The following is a 19,428-nucleotide window of genomic DNA, read 5'->3' on the forward strand; positions in this document are numbered from 1 at the left end:
TCTATGTATAAGTGGATTATTTGTAGCCCAATTCAGATTGAATATCCCTCTCCGTCATCTTCAAGGCGTCCTCATACGTCCTGATTCCGGCAGAAGCCCAGAGATGATACAGCCTCTTTAAATCATTCCTGTTATACACCTGTCCTGAATATTCACTGTAAAAATAAACAAGAAGGACATTCACCACTTCCACCGGAAGCAGGTTCATGCTTTTTATCGATTCGATCGAGATCTTTTCAAGACCCCGAAGATTACTGTTTAAAATGGTTTGCGTCATTTGGAAAGGGTCCGCGCTGTAGATCAAATTCTTTTCTTCTTCGCTCAAATTTTTCAAATTCATTTGAAAACCTCCTTTCCAAATCTTGTTCCAATTATAATGGTAAAAGAAGGTACTTACAAGGTCAAATATGCTTCTTTTATAAAAACTTAATATACCATCCATTTATCCATGATTACCGCTGTATTGAAGCAGGTGGCTGACATCACTTATCAAGCCCTCAATCTTTCTTCTTCAACCGCTTCTTCAGACTTATCTTTCTTCGGTTTCTCCAATTTATACAGAAGCACGCCGCCGATCAAAAGTGCGATTCCTGTGAGCTTCTGCCAGGAAAGGGAACTTGCCTCAAAACCGAACCAACCGCCTGTATTGATGACGAATGCAATCACAATCTGCGAGATGAGTGCGATCGAAATCGCATACGCAGGGCCGATCAGGGTGACGCCCCTCATCAGGAAGAAGACGATCCCGACACCGAACACCCCGCTGAATAAATAAATGGGATTCACATCCCCGAACTCAAACAGGTTCCGCTGCTCCACTCCGTAAAAAACGGGCAGAGAACAGACAAGGCCGAGTCCGAGCACGAGTGTCGTCGTTGCCCACGGTCCCGTTTTTTCACTGACCCGTGCATTGAATACATTCTGCAGGCTGATCAAGATGCCTGCGATCACCGCTAAACCTGCACCAAACATTTCAGCACCTCCTTACTCATAGATGTTTCCTTTTGCCAGCATACTGAGTTTTTTCAAGTCTTTTATTTTAATCGAGCCATTCTCACGCCCGATGATATCGTCCGCAGACATTTTCTTTAACACCCGGTTCAGATGACGGTAGCTGGTCCCGATCCATTCGGCCAGCTCCGTCAGATTGGCTGTCTTCATCTCTCCGTGAAATACGGTTCCCTCCCCGACTTCGGAAATCGACAAGAGATAGCTCGCCAGCCTCACTTCGACCGGATACAGCATATGCATGCTCGTTGCGTGCATTTCCGTGTAAAACTTATGCGCCATCGTGTCGAAGAGGAACCGGATGACAGCAGGATGCTCCCCTTCGAGCCGAGCCAAATCCTTGAAGGGGAGGGCGAGGAACTCCCCGTCCGTCACGGCTTCGACTGAGTTGATGACCGCGCTTCCCCGTGAATATTCCACATCCCCGATCAATGCCGGGGGACGTTTGAACCGGTTGATGAGCAGCTTCCCTTCCGGTGTGTGGGTGAAGATCTTGATTTTCCCTTTCATCAGGAAATAAAGCTCGTCAAGCTGATCCCCTGTCGAAAACAGGACGTCCCCTTTTTCAAAAGAGTAGACGTGCAGATGCTTCCTGAACCCTGCAGGAAACAATTCCCCGAGTTCCGTTCCTTTTATATAATCATCGATTTGTACGTTCTGAACTTCTTTCACAATCCTTTACTCCTTCTTTTACAATTGGAAAAGGACCACCCCGAAAAGCATCATGATGAGTCCGATTCCCTGCCTCCGCGTCACGGGTACTTTCCGTTCCCCGAACCAGCCCCGCGATTCGATGACGAAGGCGGTCCCGATCTGTGCCGCAAGAAGGATGGCTATGGCGGGTGCCGGACCGATCATATGGATCGCCGTCAGTTCGGAAAACACAACGACGACGCCGAACGAACCGCCGATCAGATAAAGGAACGGCACCTGCCTGAAACTTTTCCCTTTTCCATCTCTTACGTTTATATAAATCAGCATGGCGATCGTAAAGGCAGCGAGATGGACGATGGACGTCGTATGCCACCCGCCGATCGCGTCGCTCATCCTTGCATTGAAAATGCCCTGCATGGTGATGCACAGACCCCCAAGCAGCGCAAAAAGTGCACCTCTCATCTTACATCCTCCTATTCTGAACTATATTAAATAGGAGAATCACATTTCACAAAAGGACATATGTCCTAAGCATACCCATTCCTGCTTCATAGTAAAAGGCCCGTCCCTCGCTGCGGTAAAGCATCACCGCAGCGAGGGACGGGCCTTCAAGCGTTTATATTTTTTTATCCACTTCTGATGTATCCACATTCTCACCGAACCAGTCCGTCAATTTGGCCTTCGCTTTTGCTTTCACGTCGTCATCGATATACATCGCGACCTGCAGCAAAGCAACGCCGAGCGCACCGAGGTCATCCGTAAACCCGATACCGACCGCCATGTCCGGGATCAAATCCGTCGGCAGGATAAAATAGCCGAGGGCACCGATGATCACCATCTTCGCCTTCTTCGGCACATCCGGTTTCTGCAGCACAAAATAAAGAAGAAGCGCGGTATAAACGACCGAGTGACCTGCTTTCAATCCAAACTTTTTCAACTTTCCCCAAAACTTCTCTTCTGAAAAGTGTTTCTCCGTATCGTTCATTTCCCTTCCACCTCCAATATGAAAACACATCTGCTGCTTCCTATTGTAGAAGCTTTGCCGTGATTAGACAAATTTTATAGCATTTGGAGGGGCATCAATTTACCTCCGACCGGGAACGGGTGAACTGCCATTAATGTTGATGATCGTGGGTTGCCCCACACATCAGCGAATCCTCATGAGGGTGATCCTCATTTTCCATCTGGATGGTCACATGACCGATCCCGTTACTTCTCAGTTCATGCTCAATCGTACGCAGAAGCCGCTGGCATTCCCCGATCGTCAACCTGCCGTCGACAACCGCATGACATGAAAGGGCGTTCTGGCCGCTCGTAATGCTCCAGACGTGAAGATCATGGATGCGTTCGATCCCTTCCACGCTTTCTACCGTCTTGATGACCTCATCAAGATCCACATTCTTAGGTGTTCCTTCCATCAATACGTGGACCGCATCCTTCGTGACCCTCCAGCCGCTGATCAACACGAGTACGGCCACAATCACGCTCGCAAGCGGATCGGCCCATCCCCAGTCAAAGAACATGATCAGCAGTGCTGCAATGATCGCCCCGACAGACCCGAGCAGATCACCCAGTACGTGAAGGAATGCCGCCCTTAAATTCAGATTCTCTTCTGTATCGCCGCGCATGAGCATCCAGGCAACGACGATGTTGACGATCAAGCCGATGACAGCGATGATCAGCATCCCGGTCGACGCCACTTCCGGCGGTTCCATGAAGCGGTGATATGCCTCATAAAAAATATAAATCGAGATAAGAACAAGCGTCACCCCGTTAAAAACGGCGGCCAGGATTTCAAACCGTTTGTACCCGTATGTCTTGCTGTAATCCGCTACTTTCTCGCCGAGTGTAAAGGCAAGCAGCCCGATCCCGAGCGACACCGAATCGCTCAGCATATGCCCCGCATCGGACAACAGCGCCAGACTGTTTGTCAGAAACCCGCCGGCGGCTTCAACAATCATATAGCCGGTAATGATGATAAAACTGATCCATAATGCCTTTTTATTCGCTCCATGCGTATGGTCATGTCCATGATCGTGTCCCATTCCATTTCCTCCTGTCCCTCATATTCTTCCCGTGTATTAAACGGATATTATCAGTTTTCATATATAATATATATGAACATGTAATCATATATACACATTATAAAATCATACCAACCCATTGTCAAACAATACAGAAAAAGGCCCGTCCCTCGCTGCAGTAACGCATCACTGCAGCGAGGGACGGGCCTTCAAGCTTGTATCCTAACCCTATATCAAATAGAATCCCATCTGCCTTTTCGCCATATATTCTACCTTCCCGTCCAGAAGCGCCACCGGCTCCTCCAGATAGATCGGCACCTCCTGCCCCCATTCAGGCACGAACTGACGGATATTGAATTCCATCGCATAGCATGTATTCGCGGTCAGCGGCAGGTCACCCTTTACCGGCACATCCCCCTGCTGATCATAGAGGCCGATCAGCGCACCCGCCTCGTGGCAGTGCGGACCGACCGGATGGCAATAGATCATCGCGTCGATCTGTTCCTTTTTCGCGGCCGCCATCGCCGTACGGAATACTTCATTCCCCGTTTTCCCTTCCTTCATGTGGAAGCTCAGGATGTCTTCCATCCGAAGGGCCGTGAAGAACGCAGACTGTAGCCCTTCCGGTGCCTCCGTTTCCCCCGGTTTCAGCACATAGGCAAGCTGCTGCGTATCGGTGGCCAGTCCCAGGTAAAGGATCCCGAAATCCAAATGGACGATATCGCCATGGCGGATGATCTCCCCCTCGATCCGGTCCATCTCGGATCCCTTCCGCTGCAAGTCGACAGTCGGGTAAAAAGAAGTCTGGAGCCCGAGATCCAGCACCCGCTGGCGGATCCAGTCCACCACATCCTCCGTCGTCGTGATCCCAGGATGGATGACCCTTGCAGACAATGCCTCCTCCGCAATCCCCCTCGCCAGTTCAGCAATCGCAGGATACGCCATCATTTCCTTACCGCTCCTCACCGACAGCCAGTCGACGATAAGAGGCTGCGCACTCACAAACCGGTCTCTGTATTCACTCAAGACCATCTGCAGATGTTCATAGTGGGTATGACTCAGTCCGTCCCCGGCAGCAAAGGAGTGCGACACATTCAACCCGATTCTTTCCGGTTCGCACATCTCCACCGTGTTCTTCAGGCATTCCCACTGATCCCCTTCCGCCCTGTTCCAGATCCTTTCATAAAAAGGCTCAAAGCTGGGATTCGGGTGGATCGCGCCTCGCTTCAACTGGCCGGCCTCATCCAGCCAGAAGACCAATATCGTCAGTCTCCTCGAGCTGTCGATCGCAGCAGGATACAGCGTCTTCAGGACCGGATCTTCATGATACTCCCGTCCGGTCACAATCCACATATCAAGCTCATGCTTCTTCATCAAAGCCGGCAAGAGTGTATTCAAGCGGTGGAACAGCCAGCGGTTCCCGACTTCCTCCCTCTTCTTCAGCGGCATAATCAAAGACAGCGATTCATTCTTCATGGTCCATCTCCTCCACGTATCTCTCTTTCTATTTATCCTTCGACAAAGTCCGGCCATTTCCTTTTAAAAGAAAACTTCCCCCGGGTCCGGTCCGTCTAATCGTATGGAGGAAAATAAACCTTTATCCCGAACAACAGACATATGGGGGAATCCAAATGAAAAAGTTCATCAAACCATTTTTAGCGCTGGAATGGATCACGATCTTGGGAGCCTCGTCCGCTGCCTATATCAAGTGGGATTTTCCGCTGGCAGTCTGCATAGGTATTGTAGTACTGGCCGCCTTTTTGACGCTGTTTTTCTCGAAGATGCATGAAATGAAAGAAGAAGAAATGAATGATGGAAAATAGCGCTTCCTGAAATGGAGGTTGATAAAATGGACATGATCATTGATCTGCTCCTTGAGGTGGGGGTCGTCTTCTTACTATTGATATCGTTTTTGATTTTTACGATTTTGAATAACAAGAAATAAGGCTTTGAAAAAACAATAAAACTACAAGCTTCAGATCCCCAATTTATGTGTAGTCCATTTATGCCGCTCATGATTTCCGTGCAAGACTTCGCTTTCCGCGGGCGGTTGGTGAGCCTCCTCGGCTTCGCCTGCGGGGTCTCACCTAACACGCTTTTCCCGCAGGAGTCTTCGTCTTGCACTCCAATCAACCGCTGGAACAAGCTGGATACTGAGCTCACAGTAAAACAAAACCAAAAAATCCCAAACCTATTTGACCTTAAAATGCAAATAAGTTTGGGTTTCCCTTAGACTGAGTCATTCTTGTCAACCTCATATCTTTATCTTTTTTCAAAAGCCAGTTTCAATCCAAAGCCGATCAGGACGACGCCTGTCGCTCTTTCCATCCAGCTCTGTACGCTCGGCGTCATGAGCCAGCTGCGCAGGTAGTTGATGAAGAAGACGTAGACAAAGAACCAGCCGATCGAAAGCAGGCTGTAGACCACTCCCATCAGCACAAGCTGCCCGGCTGCCTGGGATTGTCCGGTTACAAACTGGGGCAGGAATGTCAGGAAGAAGACGGCCACTTTCGGATTGAATACATTGGTAAACAGCCCTTGCTTGAACGCAGACCGTTTCACCGCAGGCATCGTGTCTTCCATTTCAGCAGCTGTCTCTTTCTTCTTCACAAAAGAACTCACACCAAGATAGATCAGATAGACGGCCCCGACATACTTGACGACTTCAAAGGCAGCCGCCGACTTCATCAGGATGGCGGATAAGCCGAACGCAGCCGCAACCGTATGAACCAGGCAGCCGGACGCGATACCGAGGGCCATCTTGAAGCCATCGCCCTTTCCGTCGGAAATCGTCCGTTTCGTCAGCAGGGCCGTATCGATCCCCGGACTCATCACGACAAACAATGAAAGCAAGAGAAACGTAAGAAAATCATTCATGACATCCCATACCCCCTGATAAAAAAGTACATTTATTTTAACACGGCCGGAACGTTGGTGATAATAAATTTTTAAAAAATTCAAATAAAAAAGCACCTCCCTAGGTACATGTCACGCACGAAGGGAAAGGTGCTTCTCATCATTTACTTATTTCGCATTCTCATCCGGCTGATGGACCCCGAAAATATTCCCTTCCGGATCGGTGTAATAACCCTGCCAGGCCATGCCGGGAAGCGCATGTTTAGGAAGGGCCACCTTACCGCCGAGCTCAAGGATCTTCTTCTCTGCTGCATCATAATCCTCTACACCCATCGTACAGGAATACCCGTTCAGAGGCTGATTTGCCTCAGGGCGCGGTCCCTGACGTTTCATGATTGCTCCATTGATTCCGGGCACACTCTCATCACCCGTCACCGCCCCGAAATAAGGCATCCCCGCATATTCACTCCAGTCCTCGAACTTCCAGCCGAAGACCTCTCCGTAAAATTCCTTCCCTTTTTCCACATCTTCTACATGAATTTCAAAATGCACCATCCGTCCCATAGTTTCCCCTCCGTCAATCAATAATTTCATAATTCTGATAAATCCAGTTTACCTCTTTATAGTAAACGATTTTGTACATGCTGTACAATGGTAGATTGGAAGCTTTTCCTAGAATGGAATCCCTCCTGACAACCTTGTTGTCTACCTGTAGATAGAGACCAACTTTCATAATCCTGAATCTTTTCACTCCCATCAAACGTATCTATAGTAGCTGTAAAATATACAGAGTGAGGTGTTGACCATGTTTTTCAGGATCTTTCATAAATCTAACCGCTTCACAAAAATCGCGCTATTGACTGTTACTGTACTTCTGCTCCTTGGCGGGGTATCTTTACTCCTGCTTTAGGTGTACAGCCGCTGAATCGGGATTTTCAAGAAATTATGTACTATCAAGGAGGAAAACTGAATATGGTGACTTTACAAAAGATGAACACAGATGAATTCCAGAGATATCTGGATACTGCAGCCGCTGACTATGCGAAGGAAAAAGTCTCGGCGGGAAACTGGGAGGAAGAAGAATCCCTGCAAAAAGCGAAAGATGAATTCAGTAATCTTCTCCCGGATGGCGAGAATTCCGAAAACAACTACTTATTCACGATATTGAACGAAAAAAATGAAGGGGCAGGAATCATATGGCTTGCCAGACAATCCCCTGAGAAAGGCTTTATCTATGATATCCGGATCAAAGATGAGTACCAGGGAAAAGGCTATGGCAAAGAAACCATGAAAGCAATAGAAGAAAAAGCGAAACAACTCGGAATGAACAAAATAGGCCTGCACGTCTTCGGACATAACAAGATTGCCCGGGGCTTATATGAAAAGATCGGCTACAAGACCACCAACGTGGTGATGGAGAAGGAAGTCCTCTGACTTCTATCTAAAAAAAGAACCTTTGCCTTCCAACCCGGCAAAGGTTCTTTCTGTTTAACGGTCAAGTCTCACGAGATCTGCATACGTTTCCCGTTCGATCACCACGCGCGACTCCCCGTCTTTCACAAACACTACGGCCGGACGCGGGATCCGGTTATAGTTGTTAGCCATCGAATATCCGTAGGCACCGGTACTGAACACAGCAAGGGTGTCTCCGAAGTTGACCGGCGGCAGCTTCAGATCCCAGATGAGCATGTCCCCTGACTCACAGCACTTCCCGGCAATGCTGACAAGCTCCGTGCATTCCTCATTCGGACGGTTTGCCAGCACCGCATGATATTTCGCCCCGTAAAGAGCCGGACGAAGATTATCGGTCATCCCTCCGTCTACCGACACATACGTGCGCACATCCGGGATGATTTTCTTGGATCCGACTTTATAGAGTGTCGTGCCTGCCTCGGCGACGATGCTGCGTCCGGGTTCCACCCATACTTCCGGCAGCGGATACCCGTTCTCTCCGAAGCTTTCCTTCACGCAGTCCGTGATCGCTTTTACATATTCGGAAATCGGAAGCGGCTTATCTTCTTCCGTATAACGCACCCCGAAGCCTCCCCCGATATTCAAAACCGGCAGCGTGACTTCGCATTCCAGCCTCACACTTTGAAGGAAATCGGACAGCACGGTGATCGCCTGCTGGAATCCGTCAAGTTCAAATATCTGCGACCCGATATGCGAGTGGATCCCTAGCACATTGTAATGCGGCTTGCAAAGGGCGATCTGCATTGCGCGGTCGGCCTGTCCGGTCGAAATGCCAAACCCGAACTTCGAATCGTCCTGCCCCGTCATGATGTAGTCATGCGTATGGGCCTCAACTCCCGGCGTCACGCGGAGCAGGATATTCACCTGCTGCTCCCGCTCTTTCGCCAGCTCATGCAGAAGCTCAAGCTCAAGGAAGCTATCGACCACAAAGCAGCCGATCCCTGCTTCAAGCGCCATCACGAGTTCTTCCTCAGATTTATTGTTTCCGTGAAAATGAATCCGTCCAGCCGGGAATCCTGCTTCGAGAGCCGTATACAGTTCCCCGCCGGACACGACATCCAGCGACAGATTCTCCTCTTCCGCAAGGCGCACCATTTCCTTGCACATAAACGCCTTGCTCGCATACGCCACCTGGAACTCAAGCCCGCTCTCGATGAACGACTCGCGGAACGCGCGTGCATTGCGGCGGATCATGTCCTCATCATAGACCATCAGCGGCGTACCGTAAGCTGCCGTCAGTTCGCCTGTGCTCACTCCGCCGATCTCCAATTGTCCCTGTACATTCGTTGTCATTGCTGTCATCTTGAATCTCCTCCTGAAACCCCTCCGAAAAAAACTACACAAAAAAACCGTATGAAGCGATGCTCATACGGTTTCCTGATCAAAACGAAGAACGTTCTGAAGAATTCTGTATTAACATCTCTTCAATAGTTCTCCACAACGTGACCATTGTGACAGTCTGACACTTGTTCAATGCCAGCCCAACAGGAAACCGATTGGCTGTTTCCCGTTTCGGCGATCTGCCTTTCACTTTCCGTCCCGGGATCCATCATCCTCAGGAAAGCTACTCCTCATTCTCGCGCCTCTATTATCAGAGAGTAAGTTATTAGTTTGTACAGCAACTATACCACCGCCGCGGAAAAATTGTCAATCAATTTCATCTATTCGGGCCGCGGCCGTTTTCTTTTGGGGATCGAGAAGAAAGTTGTCCTTTTTTATAAAAATATTGCCTTCTTACATATAAAGTGTTCCATTTATTATCCTAACCTTATCCTTTTACCGGGCTATACTCTGCTCTACCCTGGAATTGTGCCTCTCAGATAGATTATTCTGCCCTTCAGAGGGATTTTTGTACCTTTCAATTACATAATTCTACCCTTCATCGGATTATTGTACCTTATAAAAAAATAATTGTGCCCTTCATGTCGAATTTCCTCTATTCGCGAAGCAGAGGCGTATTTTCTTTTATGATTGAGAAGAACGCAGTCCTTTCTATTAAAAACAATGTCTTTTCTCATATTTATTATGCCCTTCATCATTATAACCGCTTCCATCATTATAACCGCTTCTTTTCCCTAACCATTTCCTGCCTCTTACCGAAATTGTGCCTCTCAAATAACTTATTCTACCCTTCAAATATTATTTGTACCTTTCAAAAACATAATTCTACCCCTCATTTCATCATTGCACCTTATAAAAAAATAATTGCGCCCTTCATGTCAAATTTCCTATACAAACGAAAGCTTTCCCATGATTCAATCATCCAGAATGGGGTAAACTATCCTCGTTGCTTATTTTATAAAAGCATCCGCTACAAGGGAGAAGAACCCATAACATCCATTCACGACACCAAACTGCATTTTTTGCAAAATAAACGATCTTCTTCCTTGACTTTTTCACCTGCATATATAATAATAAATATCGAATTAGAATTATTATAAAGTATTAATAATTCTCAATCACATCACTACAATCATTTAGGAGGAATTTACACTATGTCTTTAATCGGAACAGAAGTAAAACCATTCAAAGCAGAAGCATTCAAAGATGGTGAATTCATCACTGTCACTGACGAAAGCCTGAAAGGTCAATGGAGCATTTTCTGCTTCTACCCTGCAGACTTCACATTTGTATGCCCTACAGAACTTGAAGACCTTCAAAATAACTACGAGGCTCTTAAAGCCCTTGGCGTAGAAGTATATTCCGTTTCTACAGATACACATTTCACACACAAAGGCTGGCATGACAGCTCTGAAAAAATCGGTAAAATCAAATACGCGATGATCGGGGATCCATCTCAAACAGTATCCCGCAACTTCGAAGTATTGAACGAAGAAGACGGTCTTGCTGACCGCGGAACATTCATCATCGATCCTGATGGTGTCATCCAAACAGTTGAAATCAATGCTGGCGGCATCGGCCGTGATGCAGATATCCTAATCAGCAAAATCAAGGCGGCACAATACGTGCGCAACAACCCAGGCGAAGTTTGCCCGGCTAAATGGCAGGAAGGTTCTGAAACACTTAAGCCAAGCCTTGACCTAGTTGGTAAATTATAAGGAGTGCAGTAAATCATGCTCGAAGCAGATATTAAAGCACAATTGGAACAGTACCTCCAGATGCTTGAGGGCGACATCGTCCTGAAGGTATCTGCAGGTGATGACGACACATCTAAGGACACGGTGGCTCTCGTTGAAGAGATTGCTTCCATGTCCCCAAAGATCACTGTCGAAAAAGCTGATCTTCCAAGAACACCAAGCTTCAGCGTGAATCGTGCCGGAGAGGAGGATACCGGGGTCCATTTCGCCGGTATCCCGCTCGGACATGAGTTCACTTCACTGGTGCTTGCCCTTCTTCAAGTCAGCGGCAGACCGCCGAAAGTTGACCAGAGTGTCATCGATCAGATCAAGAGCATCAAAGGCGAACATCACTTCGAAACGTATGTCAGCTTGAGCTGCCATAACTGTCCTGACGTTGTACAGGCCCTCAACATCATGAGTGTGCTCAATCCGAACATCACTCATACGATGATTGACGGTGCTGCATATAAAGAAGAGGTAGAATACAAGAACATCATGGCCGTTCCATCCGTCTACCTGAACGCTGAATTCTTCAGCGGCGGACGCACGACCATTGAAGAAATCCTCGCGAAAATCGTTGAAGGCCCTGATGCCAGCGAGCTATCTGACAAGGACCCATACGACGTCCTTGTTGTCGGCGGCGGACCTGCCGGATCCAGTGCAGCAATCTATGCAGCACGTAAAGGAATCCGCACAGGGATCGTAGCTGAACGATTCGGCGGCCAGGTGCTTGATACGATGAGCATCGAGAACTTCATCAGCGTCAAGCAGACGGAAGGACCGAAGCTTGTCGCAAGCCTTGAAGAACACGTGAAGGACTACGGCATCGATGTCATGAACCTTCAGCGTGCCAAGCGCCTTGAAAAGAAAGACATGATCGAGCTTGAACTTGAAAACGGCGCAGTCCTTAAGAGTAAAAGCCTGATCATCTCGACAGGTGCCCGCTGGAGAAACATCGGCGTCCCTGGCGAACAGGAATTCAAGAACAAAGGTGTGGCCTACTGCCCTCACTGTGACGGTCCATTATTCGAAGGCAAAGACGTAGCGGTCATCGGCGGCGGTAACTCCGGTGTCGAAGCAGCAATCGACCTTGCCGGAATCGTCAACCACGTAACGGTTCTCGAGTTCAACTCGGAACTGAAAGCGGACGACGTCCTGCAAAAACGCCTTCACAGCCTTCCGAATGTGACAGTCATCACGAACGCACAGACTCAGGAGATCACCGGAGCCGACAAGGTGAACGGAATCACCTACACCGATCGTGATACACATGAGGAACACCACATCGAACTGCAAGGTGTCTTCGTCCAGATCGGTCTTGTACCAAACACCGACTGGCTCGACGAAACCATCGAACGTACACGCTTCGGTGAAATCGTCGTCGACAAGCACGGCTCTACAAGTCTTCCTGGCGTATTCGCTGCCGGAGACTGCACAGACAGTGCCTACAACCAGATCATCATCTCAATGGGATCAGGAGCGACCGCAGCACTGGGCGCGTTCGACTACCTTATCCGTAATTGATAGCAAAAGCCGCATCCTGATTGATTGCAGGATGCGGCTTTTTTGGGTCCGGGCCGTGGTTTTCCGGCTGGGACGGGTGGTGAAACCGGGTCGCGGGGACAGGTTACCCGACCCATTTTTCAAGTACCTATTTATTCCGCCTTCTATACAAATCCATCGTCTTAAACCCTTCAGCTAGGACCGTCTCCATTTCCTTCAGGCGTTTCTCCTGCGTTTCCTTCCGTTTCGCACTGTAAACATAGCGCGCCCAATCCTTTCGGTACCCGGGCGTCAACCCTGCATATAGAGAAGCTATCTCTTCATTACCGCCCAAATATGTTTCAATATCTTCAATATGATCGATATAATCATCCACCGACTGGCTCTTTTTCGCACTCTCAGCCTTCTTCACCTTCTTAGGCGCCGCCTTCATGCCCACCACAGTGAATACATCATCCAGGCTGATCATCCTCGAGAATTTGAGGCTGCTTCCGTGAACATATCCTTCTTCATCATAATGATTTTCATTATAGATGCTGTCCCGCTCTATGTACGCATCGTATTTCGGGTTGTTCTTTTTAGGATAAGCAAAGTACAGATAGCCGTTATCCTTCACCAATCCCTTTTCCACCACTTCCTTCAGACGAGACGCAAACTCTTTTAAATCAAACACAAAGATAAACACAAGATCATATTGGTCTTTTTCAATCGATGTGTCAAAGTCCACCCCGCTGAAGTCATCGATATCCTCCGGAAGGTTGAGGATGAGCTTATCAGGATATTTGCCAAAATTCAATTTTTCAGTAACCGGTTTGGTTGAGTTCATAACAAGGCTCCTTTTTTCAAAAATTCACCACAGGGCCCATTGGGTCAAGGGACCTGTCCCCGCGGCTCCCTCTGGCCGCCTAAGCGGGGACACGGGCAGCATACTCCTCTATTCCCACTTAAACACCCAGCTTGCAATCATGAATCCGCCGACGAGCCATGCACCCAGGATGAGCGTCTCGGTACCGAGCGCCATGATCGATGTCCCGAGGTTCATCGTCTCACGGAGTGCTGAAGCGAGATGGGCAATCGGCAGGATCTTCACGATAGGCTGAATGAAATCCGGCATATTGCTGATCGGGAAGAAGACGCCTCCCAGGAACAGAAGCGGGAATGATACAAAGCCTGCGATCGGCCCCGCACTTTCCGGATTCTTCGCCATTCCTGCGATGATGAAGCCGAGTGCCATGAACGCAAGCGTCCCCAGCACGATGAAGAAAATCAGTGCAAGCCAGGAGCCTGCAACATTGATGTCAAAAATAAGATTCGCAATGAGGACGACCAGCAGTGCCTGCGTCCCGTTCAGCAGTAGGCGTGCCGTGATCTGTGCGGCGATGAACGTCGATGCTTTCAATCTCGTCCCCTGCATCCGGCGCAGGATCCCGCGCTCGCGCCAGGCCGAAATCTGTCCGGCTACACCGTTCATATTGTTACTCATGATCATCATCGCCACAATCCCAGGGACAAGGAAATCGATATAGCGGATGTTCAGCGCCTCGATCCCGACCTTCTCGACCATTACGAGCGGCTCGTAGCCGGCAAGCTCCTTGCTGTATTGATCGATGACGCCGTTCACCACCGTCAGTCCGAGTTCAGCGGTCGTCAGGTTCTTTTCATTGTAATAAACAGGCACGGAAAAGGCTCCATTACGGGCATCGATGCTGTCCCCATATCCTTTCGGGATTTCGATCAGAAGCTGGATATCACCGTTTTCGACAGCTTGCTTCCCCTCTTTGACCGAACCGTAATCAGAGGTTTCTATCCCCTCATTTTTATCAAAAAGAGCTTTCAGGTCCTTGGATGGTCCGCTATCATCCTTATCGACGAGCCCTGCCGTCAGCGACATCGTGTTCCCTCCGCCGACGAATGAACCGAGCGCCACCATCAGGATGACCGGAAAAAGCAAGGTAAAGAAAAGTACCTGTTTGTTCCGCGCAAAAATCCGCAATTGTGCCAGGGTCAGCTGCCAATATGCTCTCATGATTCACGCAGCCTCCTTCCTGTCATATGGATGAAGACATCCTCTAGAGTCGCCTGCCGCGTCTGCAGATCCCTGATTTCAAAGCCATGCACCGAAGACGCTTCAATGAGCGATGTCAGGGCAATCTGCAGGTCATCTGTATACAGCTGGACGAACGTATCCTTGACCGCCGCTTCTTTCACGCCGTCCATTTTCCCGAACCACTCCTGCTCTGGAGGATCATCCAGATAAAACTCGACCGTACTCGCCGACTGCAGTGTCTTCACCAGATTCTCCGGCGTATCGAGCGCAATCAGCTCCCCCTGATCCATGATGCCGATCCGGTCGCAGAGCACATGGGCTTCATCCATATAATGCGTCGACAGGAGCACCGTCTTCCCTCGCTCCTTCAACCGCAGCACGATATCCCATAGCGTCCGCCTCGCCTGTGGATCAAGTCCCGTCGTCGGCTCATCAAGGAACACAATCGCCGGATCATGGATCAGTGCCAGCGCAATCGCCAGCCGCTGTTTCTGGCCGCCCGAAAGCCCCTTGATCCGGTCCCTCCGCTTCTCGGTCAGCAGCATGTCTTCAATCAGACCGTCAATATCCACATGACTCGGATAAAAGCTTGCATACAAATGAAGGATCTCCTCCACCTTCAGCAGCTCGAACAATGACGTCGATTGGAGCTGGACCCCGATCACTTCCTTCACCTTATTCACTTCTTTCCGGACATCATGACCGGACAGGCTTGCCGTCCCTTCATCCGGCTTCCGGAGGCCGACCAGCATCTCGATCGTCGTCGTCTTCCCGGCCCCGTTCGGACCAAGCAGGCCGAAGATCTCTCCCTTTTCGACTTGGAACACGACCCCGTTCACAGCCGTGAATGTCCCGTACCGCTTGACTAGATTCTTTACATCAACCATTACTTCTTCAGGCATAATGAACCTCCTTTTCTAAAAAAACATACCGCCCCGTATTGATTGAGCGGCCTAAGATTGTCTATACACGATGATGATCTGCACGCCAATTCTGCACAGCCTTCTTAATGTCTTTTGGTGATAAATCCTCATCCAGCGTCCGTGCCGCCAGCCCCGGAAACTCTTCATCCGGTGCGAAACGAAGCGCAATCACCTGCTTCACTGTGAGACGCGGGTCCAGGTCACTCCCCGTCAACCGGTAGTGACGAAAATCTTCTTCGGTCCTGATGATCCGGTCCTGCAGCTGCAGGGCATACAATCTCAGTTTTGCCATAATCAATAGAAACGTAACCGCCGCAAACAGCACAATGAAACTGAGCAGTGTTTCTTCGGCAACGTTTTTTACAAAAAAGATGATGGACAAAATGAATGTCGCAAGCGACAACAGGGATATCCCGTAGTGATACACCGGATCGACCTTACTGTGATTTTCATAGTTTTGCTGCTTCATATGTACCTCCTGAAGTGTGATAGTTTCATTATATACCAGTTGGAGAGTTGTTGGAGAAATGTGACAAAAAAAGAACGCGCTGGTTGGGTCGAAAGCATATGGTTAAGAGGCCGTTATAGGTCGTTTTTTTATGGAATATGGGCTGGTCATGAGGATTTCGTGAAAGGTTGCTGCATTTAGAGAAGGATTTGGACTTCACAGAAGCATCCTCTTTTAATGATTGTGCCCGCTGATGAATAATTGCGCCAGTTTCCATTTTATTGCGCCACTTTGGCGAGAATTGCGCCGGATTCCTGTTTATTGCGCCACTTCCCGGATAATTGCGCCACTTGTCGAATTTCCACTATAAAAAAAGGCCCGTCCTTCATCACATCAAAGTGATAAAGGACGGACCTCTCAAACCGGGCACCTGTGCCACAATCTATACAGTAAACGGCGCGACATACCGCCCGTCAATATCAGTGAAGCCGTACTCCTTCGCAAGGTCACCAGCCTTAAATACCTGCCCGCTTTTCTCCATCACGTCCGGGTCACCCGCGAGTGCAGTGATGGCCCGTCCGATATAGCGCGGCGACTCGGTCTGCTTCAAATCCTCGAAGTCCTTCCAATTCTCTTCATCCGCCCCGAAATGCTTCAGGACCAGTTCCGTCCTCATGAATCCGGGGGAAACGGCAAGGACCGCAATCCCATCCTCCTTCAATTCTTCTGACACACCATACGCCATCCGGACAAGCGCATTTTTTGCCAGGTCATAATAAAACTGTCCGGTGTACCTGCCCTCATCCCAGAAGGTGGTATGAAAGATGACCCCTCCCCGATTTTCGCGGAGCAGCGGGATCGCATAATGATTCGTCGCCAATTGAGCCCGCACACCCGCCGTGAACATCTTATCCCAAAGAGCAAGAGGCAGCTCCCAGAAAGCCCCCGGTTCCACGCCGATATCATGCGCTCCCCATACATTATTAACGAGAATGTCCAGCTTCCCCTGTTCTTCTCGTATCTGATTGATGACGGCTTCTGTTTCCGCATCGATCGTATGGTCACACCGGACCGCAACAGCCTTCCCGCCTGCCGCTTCAATTTCAGAAACGGTATCATCAATCGTCCCCGGCCAATCATTGGTTGCGTCTCCCTTCGTACTCCGGCCCGTCACATAAACGGCCGCTCCCGCTTTTCCAAGCTCGATCGCTATTCCACGGCCCGCTCCCCGGCTCGCTCCGGTCACGAGTGCTACTTTTCCAGATAATGATTTCATGTCCATCATTCCTTCCATCTTCAAGATACTCTCATTATACGATTGTATTCTTGACATCAAGTGTCATATTTAATTAAATAAAATTAATAAATTTCAAGAAAAAGGTGAACGAAATGAGAGGCGACAGACTGATTTCCATCCTTATATTATTGCAGTCTCACGGCCGGATGACCGCGGGAGAATTGGCAAAAGAGCTCGAAGTATCAGAAAGGACCATCTACAGGGACATGGATGCATTAAGCGGGACTGGCATCCCCGTCGTTGCGGACCGGGGGAAAAACGGCGGCTGGTCGCTGCTTGAAAATTACAGGACTGATTTGACCGGATTGAAGGAAGCTGAAATTCAGGCACTCTTCGTTTCACCATCCGCACATCTGCTCGAGGATCTCGGCCTGACCCGCATCTCCTCGGAAGCAAGGAACAAATTGATTGCCTCCCTTCCATCGACTTATCGCGAAAACGCCAAGGACGTCTGGAATCGGATCCATATCGACACCCGTTCCTGGCGCAGACAGCAGGAAAAAACAGCTTCGTTCGAAGTTCTTAAACAAGCAATATGGGAAGAAAGCAAATTAAGGATCACCTATCAGCAGGCAGACGGAAAGACCGCCGACCGCATCGTCTCCCCGCTCGGCCTCGTGGCCAAAGGCGACCTCTGGTATCTGATCGCCGCCAAGGATAACGGCGACATCCGGAACTACCGGGCGTCGCGCATCCAACACGCCGAACTCCTCGAAGAAACATTCATCCGGCCGGTTGACTTCGACCTCGTCGAATACTGGAATTCTTCCACCAAAGCCTTCATCAAGAACCTGCCCAGCTATGAAGTGAAGGTGGAGGCAGCCGCAGCCGTCGTTTCAAGGCTCACCTTCAGCGGCCGGTTCGCACGGGTCCTTGAAGTTGGTGCAGAAAACGGAGAGGGGCGGGTACCCGTTACACTTTCGTTCGATACGGAAAATGAAGCCTTGGGCTATTTGCTCGGTTTCGGGGATCAGCTGAAAGTTGTCGAGCCCGAAGGATTGGGCAGCAGGATTTTGGAGATGGCTGAGAGGACGGCGGCTTTTTATCGGGAGGATTAGTGGAATTTTTATAAAATAGAGGCCTTTTTTCTCTATCGAAGGATTAACCACGGGGTTGGACGCTGCTGAATAGGCTGGAGGCAGCGTCAATAATAGTCCCATACAGAATAATTGTGCCGGAATCTGATTTATTGTGCCTCTTTTTAAATAATCGTGCCGGTATCCTGATATATGTGCCAAAATCACGATAATCTTGCCGATTGTCGAATTTCCTTTATCAGCCGTTTGGCAGCGGGTGAAAGGATTCCAAGAGTTTCCATCGTATTATTACTATATTCCCTTTTAAGGAGCGAAAACGATGACCTACCAGGAAATCATGCAAAAACTCGAAGAACTCGGCTCGGATCAGACAAAACGGATCTTCCTGAATCACGGCGCGAAAGAACCGTTTTTCGGTGTAAAGGTCGGGGATTTGAAAAAGCTGGTCAAATACGTAAAAAAGGATCATGAACTTGCCCTCAAACTTTATGATTCCGGCAATCACGATGCCATGTATCTGGCCGGTCTCTCCGTCAACCCGAAGCTTATCTCAAAAGAAACGCTTGAAGACTGGGCGGAAAAAGCCAACTGGTATATGCTTGCGGAATACACGGTTGCCGGCGTTGCCGCAGAAAGTGATTATGCGAGGGAGCTTGCGAAGAAATGGATGGATTCGGATGAAGAGATGATGGCCGTTTGCGGCTGGAGCACCTACTCAAATTATCTGTCGATCACACCGGATGAGGAGCTTGATTTGAACGAAATCAGGGTGCTCCTGAACCGGGCGAAGAACTCTGTCCATAATGAGCGGAACCGCGTACGCTATGTGATGAACGGCTTTGTCATTTCAGTCGGAAGCTATGTCCCGGCCCTTCACGAGGAAGCACTGGGTGTTGCAGAGTCGATCGGGAAGGTTCATGTAGACGTGGGAAATACCGCATGCAAGGTGCCTCTTGCTACAACATATATTAAGAAAATTGTGGACAAAGATCGTGTCGGACTGAAGCGGAAGACGTGCATCTGCTGACCTTCCAAGTAAAAAAACACCTCCGAATACCTGAATCGGAGGTGTTTTTTT

At 49.2% G+C, this 19,428-nt stretch carries 21 protein-coding genes and 1 riboswitch; of the genes, 6 read left to right on the forward strand and 15 right to left on the reverse strand.

All coding sequences use genetic code 11. From position 1 onward, the window contains the following. Nucleotides 1-16: 16 nt before the first annotated feature. The 7 genes from AS034_RS13420 to AS034_RS13450 form a co-directional block, all read right to left on the reverse strand. Complete coding sequence (locus AS034_RS13420) at nt 17-340, reverse strand: DnaD domain protein (protein WP_058298879.1); 324 nt, start codon at nt 338-340, stop codon at nt 17-19. Between the two features lie 149 nt (nt 341-489). Next, the gene (locus AS034_RS13425) at nt 490-972 is read right to left on the reverse strand and encodes a DMT family transporter (RefSeq protein ID WP_058298880.1); all 483 of its coding nucleotides are present in this window, start codon (nt 970-972) and stop codon (nt 490-492) included. A gap of 12 nt (nt 973-984) precedes the next feature. Then, nucleotides 985-1,680 carry a Crp/Fnr family transcriptional regulator gene (locus AS034_RS13430; protein WP_058298881.1) on the reverse strand — a complete coding sequence of 232 codons (696 nt, stop codon included), beginning with the start codon at nt 1,678-1,680 and terminating at the stop codon, nt 985-987. Between the two features lie 18 nt (nt 1,681-1,698). Next, the gene (locus tag AS034_RS13435) at nt 1,699-2,124 is read right to left on the reverse strand and encodes a DMT family transporter (RefSeq protein WP_058298882.1); all 426 of its coding nucleotides are present in this window, start codon (nt 2,122-2,124) and stop codon (nt 1,699-1,701) included. Nucleotides 2,125-2,278: 154 nt separating this feature from the next. Beyond that, on the reverse strand, nt 2,279-2,647 hold the full coding sequence (locus tag AS034_RS13440) for a YkvA family protein (protein WP_058298883.1): 369 nt from the start codon (nt 2,645-2,647) through the stop codon (nt 2,279-2,281). Between the two features lie 130 nt (nt 2,648-2,777). Further along, the gene (locus AS034_RS13445; RefSeq protein ID WP_058298884.1) at nt 2,778-3,707 is read right to left on the reverse strand and encodes a cation diffusion facilitator family transporter; all 930 of its coding nucleotides are present in this window, start codon (nt 3,705-3,707) and stop codon (nt 2,778-2,780) included. Nucleotides 3,708-3,914: 207 nt separating this feature from the next. Beyond that, a complete protein-coding gene (locus AS034_RS13450; RefSeq protein ID WP_058298885.1) occupies nt 3,915-5,162 on the reverse strand; it encodes a M24 family metallopeptidase in 1,248 nt (415 codons plus the stop codon). A gap of 155 nt (nt 5,163-5,317) precedes the next feature. On the opposite strand from AS034_RS13450, the gene AS034_RS13455 reads away from it, so the two are divergent. After that, complete coding sequence (locus AS034_RS13455) at nt 5,318-5,509, forward strand: hypothetical protein (protein ID WP_058298886.1); 192 nt, start codon at nt 5,318-5,320, stop codon at nt 5,507-5,509. 439 nt (nt 5,510-5,948) lie between these two features. Here AS034_RS13455 and AS034_RS13460 read toward each other — a convergent pair whose 3' ends face one another. Together AS034_RS13460 and AS034_RS13465 are read right to left on the reverse strand one after the other, a co-directional pair. Further along, complete coding sequence (locus AS034_RS13460) at nt 5,949-6,563, reverse strand: LysE family translocator (RefSeq protein WP_058299141.1); 615 nt, start codon at nt 6,561-6,563, stop codon at nt 5,949-5,951. Nucleotides 6,564-6,710: 147 nt separating this feature from the next. Continuing rightward, nucleotides 6,711-7,106 carry a VOC family protein gene (locus tag AS034_RS13465; RefSeq protein ID WP_032085712.1) on the reverse strand — a complete coding sequence of 132 codons (396 nt, stop codon included), beginning with the start codon at nt 7,104-7,106 and terminating at the stop codon, nt 6,711-6,713. A gap of 408 nt (nt 7,107-7,514) precedes the next feature. On the opposite strand from AS034_RS13465, the gene AS034_RS13470 reads away from it, so the two are divergent. After that, nucleotides 7,515-7,976, forward strand: a complete 462-nt coding sequence (locus AS034_RS13470; protein WP_058298887.1) for a GNAT family N-acetyltransferase — start codon at nt 7,515-7,517, stop codon at nt 7,974-7,976. Nucleotides 7,977-8,030: 54 nt separating this feature from the next. On the opposite strand, the gene lysA is transcribed toward AS034_RS13470, so the two are convergent. Further along, complete coding sequence (lysA, locus tag AS034_RS13475; protein ID WP_058298888.1) at nt 8,031-9,317, reverse strand: diaminopimelate decarboxylase; 1,287 nt, start codon at nt 9,315-9,317, stop codon at nt 8,031-8,033. A gap of 118 nt (nt 9,318-9,435) precedes the next feature. Next, a riboswitch (Lysine riboswitch) is annotated at nt 9,436-9,611 on the reverse strand. Between the two features lie 899 nt (nt 9,612-10,510). Here lysA and ahpC point away from each other — a divergent pair. Together ahpC and ahpF are read left to right on the forward strand one after the other, a co-directional pair. Beyond that, nucleotides 10,511-11,074 (forward strand): alkyl hydroperoxide reductase subunit C, encoded by a 564-nt coding sequence (gene ahpC / locus AS034_RS13485; protein WP_032085709.1) that lies wholly within the window; start codon nt 10,511-10,513, stop codon nt 11,072-11,074. 12 nt (nt 11,075-11,086) lie between these two features. Then, nucleotides 11,087-12,619: an alkyl hydroperoxide reductase subunit F gene (ahpF, locus tag AS034_RS13490; RefSeq protein WP_058298890.1), complete on the forward strand. Its 1,533-nt coding sequence runs from the start codon at nt 11,087-11,089 to the stop codon at nt 12,617-12,619. A 127-nt stretch (nt 12,620-12,746) separates the two neighbouring features. Here the strand turns inward: ahpF and AS034_RS13495 are convergent, their stop codons facing one another. From AS034_RS13495 to AS034_RS13515, 5 genes are all read right to left on the reverse strand, one after another. Next, a complete protein-coding gene (locus AS034_RS13495) occupies nt 12,747-13,424 on the reverse strand; it encodes a YdeI/OmpD-associated family protein (RefSeq protein WP_058298891.1) in 678 nt (225 codons plus the stop codon). A gap of 108 nt (nt 13,425-13,532) precedes the next feature. Next, nucleotides 13,533-14,624, reverse strand: a complete 1,092-nt coding sequence (locus AS034_RS13500; protein ID WP_058298892.1) for an ABC transporter permease — start codon at nt 14,622-14,624, stop codon at nt 13,533-13,535. Beyond that, nucleotides 14,621-15,547, reverse strand: coding sequence for an ABC transporter ATP-binding protein (locus tag AS034_RS13505; protein ID WP_058298893.1), 927 nt, complete (start codon nt 15,545-15,547; stop codon nt 14,621-14,623). Before AS034_RS13505 ends, AS034_RS13500 begins: the two co-directional genes overlap by 4 nt. Nucleotides 15,548-15,608: 61 nt before the next feature. Next, on the reverse strand, nt 15,609-16,037 hold the full coding sequence (locus AS034_RS13510; RefSeq protein ID WP_058298894.1) for a DUF6526 family protein: 429 nt from the start codon (nt 16,035-16,037) through the stop codon (nt 15,609-15,611). A 421-nt stretch (nt 16,038-16,458) separates the two neighbouring features. Then, nucleotides 16,459-17,292, reverse strand: coding sequence for an SDR family NAD(P)-dependent oxidoreductase (locus tag AS034_RS13515; RefSeq protein ID WP_058299142.1), 834 nt, complete (start codon nt 17,290-17,292; stop codon nt 16,459-16,461). Nucleotides 17,293-17,405: 113 nt separating this feature from the next. On the opposite strand from AS034_RS13515, the gene AS034_RS13520 reads away from it, so the two are divergent. Together AS034_RS13520 and AS034_RS13525 are read left to right on the forward strand one after the other, a co-directional pair. Then, complete coding sequence (locus AS034_RS13520) at nt 17,406-18,371, forward strand: helix-turn-helix transcriptional regulator (protein WP_058298895.1); 966 nt, start codon at nt 17,406-17,408, stop codon at nt 18,369-18,371. Between the two features lie 298 nt (nt 18,372-18,669). Continuing rightward, complete coding sequence (locus tag AS034_RS13525) at nt 18,670-19,377, forward strand: DNA alkylation repair protein (RefSeq protein WP_058298896.1); 708 nt, start codon at nt 18,670-18,672, stop codon at nt 19,375-19,377. Nucleotides 19,378-19,428 lie beyond the last annotated feature (51 nt).

The organism is [Bacillus] enclensis (assembly GCF_001456935.1).
Classification (GTDB): domain Bacteria; phylum Bacillota; class Bacilli; order Bacillales; family Bacillaceae_B; genus Rossellomorea; species Rossellomorea enclensis.

Coding starts and splice junctions, on each gene's coding strand:
- AS034_RS13420 (WP_058298879.1), bottom strand. CDS start 340: ATGAATTTGAAAAATTTGAGCGAAGAAGAAAAGAATTTGATCTACAGC.
- AS034_RS13425 (WP_058298880.1), bottom strand. CDS start 972: ATGTTTGGTGCAGGTTTAGCGGTGATCGCAGGCATCTTGATCAGCCTG.
- AS034_RS13435 (WP_058298882.1), bottom strand. CDS start 2,124: ATGAGAGGTGCACTTTTTGCGCTGCTTGGGGGTCTGTGCATCACCATG.
- AS034_RS13440 (WP_058298883.1), bottom strand. CDS start 2,647: ATGAACGATACGGAGAAACACTTTTCAGAAGAGAAGTTTTGGGGAAAG.
- AS034_RS13445 (WP_058298884.1), bottom strand. CDS start 3,707: ATGGGACACGATCATGGACATGACCATACGCATGGAGCGAATAAAAAG.
- AS034_RS13450 (WP_058298885.1), bottom strand. CDS start 5,162: ATGAAGAATGAATCGCTGTCTTTGATTATGCCGCTGAAGAAGAGGGAG.
- AS034_RS13455 (WP_058298886.1), top strand. CDS start 5,318: ATGAAAAAGTTCATCAAACCATTTTTAGCGCTGGAATGGATCACGATC.
- AS034_RS13460 (WP_058299141.1), bottom strand. CDS start 6,563: ATGAATGATTTTCTTACGTTTCTCTTGCTTTCATTGTTTGTCGTGATG.
- AS034_RS13465 (WP_032085712.1), bottom strand. CDS start 7,106: ATGGGACGGATGGTGCATTTTGAAATTCATGTAGAAGATGTGGAAAAA.
- AS034_RS13470 (WP_058298887.1), top strand. CDS start 7,515: ATGGTGACTTTACAAAAGATGAACACAGATGAATTCCAGAGATATCTG.
- lysA (WP_058298888.1), bottom strand. CDS start 9,317: ATGACAGCAATGACAACGAATGTACAGGGACAATTGGAGATCGGCGGA.
- ahpC (WP_032085709.1), top strand. CDS start 10,511: ATGTCTTTAATCGGAACAGAAGTAAAACCATTCAAAGCAGAAGCATTC.
- AS034_RS13495 (WP_058298891.1), bottom strand. CDS start 13,424: ATGAACTCAACCAAACCGGTTACTGAAAAATTGAATTTTGGCAAATAT.
- AS034_RS13500 (WP_058298892.1), bottom strand. CDS start 14,624: ATGAGAGCATATTGGCAGCTGACCCTGGCACAATTGCGGATTTTTGCG.
- AS034_RS13505 (WP_058298893.1), bottom strand. CDS start 15,547: ATGCCTGAAGAAGTAATGGTTGATGTAAAGAATCTAGTCAAGCGGTAC.
- AS034_RS13510 (WP_058298894.1), bottom strand. CDS start 16,037: ATGAAGCAGCAAAACTATGAAAATCACAGTAAGGTCGATCCGGTGTAT.
- AS034_RS13515 (WP_058299142.1), bottom strand. CDS start 17,292: ATGAAATCATTATCTGGAAAAGTAGCACTCGTGACCGGAGCGAGCCGG.
- AS034_RS13520 (WP_058298895.1), top strand. CDS start 17,406: ATGAGAGGCGACAGACTGATTTCCATCCTTATATTATTGCAGTCTCAC.
- AS034_RS13525 (WP_058298896.1), top strand. CDS start 18,670: ATGACCTACCAGGAAATCATGCAAAAACTCGAAGAACTCGGCTCGGAT.